4 protein-coding genes are annotated in these 3174 nt (G+C 30.7%); 1 reads left to right on the top strand and 3 read right to left on the bottom strand.

What is annotated here, in order from left to right:
• A partial coding sequence (locus ACOVO2_RS05245; RefSeq protein WP_421768954.1) for a phospholipase domain-containing protein occupies window positions 1–463 on the top strand: 463 nt, incomplete at its 5' end.
• Between the two features lie 96 nt (window positions 464–559).
• On the opposite strand, the gene ACOVO2_RS05240 is transcribed toward ACOVO2_RS05245, so the two are convergent.
• Genes ACOVO2_RS05240 through ACOVO2_RS05230 form a run of 3 tightly spaced genes read right to left on the bottom strand, consistent with a single transcriptional unit; the run spans window position 560 to window position 3018 of the window.
• On the bottom strand, window positions 560–1399 hold the full coding sequence (locus ACOVO2_RS05240) for a hypothetical protein (protein ID WP_421768953.1): 840 nt from the start codon (window positions 1397–1399) through the stop codon (window positions 560–562).
• Window positions 1400–2137: a hypothetical protein gene (locus tag ACOVO2_RS05235; protein ID WP_421768952.1), complete on the bottom strand. Its 738-nt coding sequence runs from the start codon at window positions 2135–2137 to the stop codon at window positions 1400–1402.
• A complete protein-coding gene (locus tag ACOVO2_RS05230; protein ID WP_421768951.1) occupies window positions 2137–3018 on the bottom strand; it encodes a hypothetical protein in 882 nt (293 codons plus the stop codon). The genes ACOVO2_RS05235 and ACOVO2_RS05230 overlap by 1 nt, the downstream gene beginning before the upstream one ends.
• Between the last annotated feature and the right edge of the window lie 156 nt (window positions 3019–3174).

Genomic DNA, 3174 nt, shown 5'->3' with positions numbered 1-3174 from the left:
TCGTAATTATGCTGTAAAAAGAGGTGATGAATTGACCGATACTTGGGCCTTAGATACATTCACCAATAAAAATTATAAAGTAGAAGTTTATGGCCCGAATGGATTTTATCGCTCGTTTGCTGGTAACGAAACCCAACCACAACTCGAAACCAAATTGAAATACCAAGCCAGCGATGCCGCAAAAAAGAGCTTAACAGGCAATGTCGTGATTGAGTTGCAAAATAAAGATAGTAAGAGTTTAAAAGTTGAAATCAATGATTTGGCTTACAAAACTGGCAAAAAGGTGTTGGATTTACCAAAAGGCGGAACCGCAAATTTGGTTTTAAACTTACAAAATAGCCATCAATGGTATGATTTTTCGGTAAAAGTTGAAGGAAATGATATTTTTGAGAAAAGATACGCAGGCCACGTAGAAACTGGCCGAGAAAGTTTCACCGACCCTGCGATGGGGAGAGTTATTTAAGAGTTGTTTTATAAGGAAGTCTTCGTTTCAAACGAAGACTTCCTTTATCTTTAAGGTATTTGAAATATGATTTTGCTCAGGTTTTAGTTTATAAAATTAAAATGTTTTATACTCGAAATTCATGGTTTGAATTACGTTATAGGCAAAATAATTTCTAAGTACTTTGGTTGGTAAATTTTGATTATTCGTACTAACCTCATAATCCCAAGTGGTATTTCCGCTTACTGTTTTCTTTGGATAAAATTTACTGATCAAACCAAAGCCAAAAAGATAAGGGTCTTCAATTATTCTGCTAACAATTATTTTTTGAGCATTAGAAAAATTAGCTATAGGGTTGAGTACATTTTCTTGATACAACACTTCAGTTTTTGATGTAGCAAAAAAGTTTGTTGAAATGTGGACGTCATTTGTGTAATTATAAGAGGACCTTACTATATTCTCCATTGAAGTTGAAGTTAGTTGGCCTTTATTATTATAATTAAAGATAAGTATTTCTGAGGATGCTTTCTCAATTCCATTCTGCAATGAAAAAGACCGTATTTCTGCAACTTTATCTTTATCATATATAAATCTATCAATATTTATACTTTCGGTTCCATCACTGATTTTATTTAGCGTTTTCACTTCTGATGCTAAATTTTCAGAATTATAAGAGATAAAGGCAGTAGATTGATTTTTACTTGAAACTGCTCCTGTGTTAAAATCATAATAGATATAGGTCTGAGCAATGCTCTCAAGTCTTCCTTTGGAATCGTATGAAAAACTAAACTCTTGGTCACGAGTTTTTTTATTATTATATACTTCGTTGATTGTCAGTTTTGAAATATAGCTTTTGGGAGTTGGAGGAGGTGCTGTTGTAGCATCTACTTCAGTTTCTTTCTTACACGAAATTATAGTCAATGTGATGGCTATAGTAATTATAATGAGTTTTTTCATTTAGTAGTAAAATTTCAAAGTGTTTATTTTCTGCGAATTACTTGTGATAATTGCTTCAACGGGCAAATTGGCTTTGTTATATTTGTAGCTAATGATGTAATCTTTTTTGTCTTGCGAATAGCTTTTTAATGAGTTTTTTGAAAAACCATTATAGTAATTTAAGAAAATTGAATTTCCGAATTCGGACATTATAATGAGTTTGACGTCATCTGGTAAATAGTAAAATGGATTATTAGTTGTGTCAAATTCATTTTTTTGAATATTACCAGACCTATTTATCGAAACCATGTTTTCATTTTTAACTTCAAAATCGTAAAAACTACTAAAACTAAATCTAATTCCGCTCACTTTTAGGGCGGTATTGTATCGAATGGAAAATGTGCTATTCGGAGATACAATACTTTTTAGAAGATTATCACTATCGTATTCTACGGTTATGGTTGAGGATGTATTATTTTTGATGGAACTTACTGATTGAATTTTATTTTTGTTATAAACAAAATTTAAACTCTTAACAGGACCTATGCTGTTTAGGTCATATTTGTAATGGGAAGTTGCTCTAATTATTAGACCATTGTTATATTCAAGTAAAACCGAGTCTCGTACATTTGAAATATTAAACTGATTTGCCAAAATTGTATAGGATTTCAACGGGTATTTTGCTGGATTTGTACTTTCTTTTTTACACGAAGAGATAAACAAATAACAGCCTAATAGATATAAGATTACTCGTTTCATTATTTATTGTTGTATGAAAAATTGAATTTTCTGTAAAAACTCGAAGATGTATCTCCAATTGAAATTTCAGTTACATAACCAGCTTGATTTGCGGTACAACTTAAATCAATAGTGGTGTTCATTGTACCCGAAGATATAATTTTAGAAGGCACATTTTTACTCATGATATTTAGATGTTCAATCGAAAAATTGAAAATCTGAATAATATTTTCGGTGCAGTAAAATACCTTCTGCATATTTGTTGGCAAGGCATAAAATGGACTTAATTTGGTCGCACTATAGCCTTGATATTCAAATGTTATAGGAGAGTCTTTTTCGAAATACTTACTTAGATTTTCATCAATAAATGTATTCTCTACTCGTAAAAAACCATTTCTCAATTGATTAAATCCTTTGTCTGTATCTTCTAATTTTGTAATAAATTCTGAATAATTGCCGCTTTGATATGCACCATTAACTTTATTGAGTTTATTGGTAGCCTCATCATATTCAAACTTAAATGTTGCAGTAAACTGATACTCAAGGTCAATAGTTTTACAGTCAGTTAAATTACCTTTACTATCATAGTTAAAAGTGGTTTCGTATTTTTTTATGAACCGATTTATTGCACTTGAAGACCCTGATCGGAACTGGTAATTTGTGGTATTAACTATTTTTTTATTGACGTCGTAGTTTACTAACAAAGAGTCTTTTTGTAGATAACTGTAATTTTTGAAGGTACTAATTATTTTTGTTAAATATTGATTGTCTTTTTGTGGCCCATTATAGCTTACTTTTTGAACTGTAGTAGTTATACCAGTTGGTTGTGGTTCGGCAGCTTGCTTTTTTTTACAGCCAAGAATGCAGAGTAATAGTGAAAATAAAACAAATAGTTTGTTCATTGAAGAATTGGATGGTTGTATGAATACGCTTTTTTGAAACTCAAATATAATAAAAAGGGCTTTGAAAAAACAAATTTTCAAAGCCCTTTAAACTTTTTTTATTCAATTCTTCAACCGCTTCAACTTCTCCAAATTCAAAATCGTAATCTTGCCCGA

It is taken from the genome of Emticicia sp., assembly GCF_049241225.1.
GTDB lineage: Bacteria > Bacteroidota > Bacteroidia > Cytophagales > Spirosomataceae > Emticicia.
The sequence above is the reverse complement of the archived record's forward strand: the minus strand, read 5'-3'. Positions and strand labels throughout refer to the sequence as shown.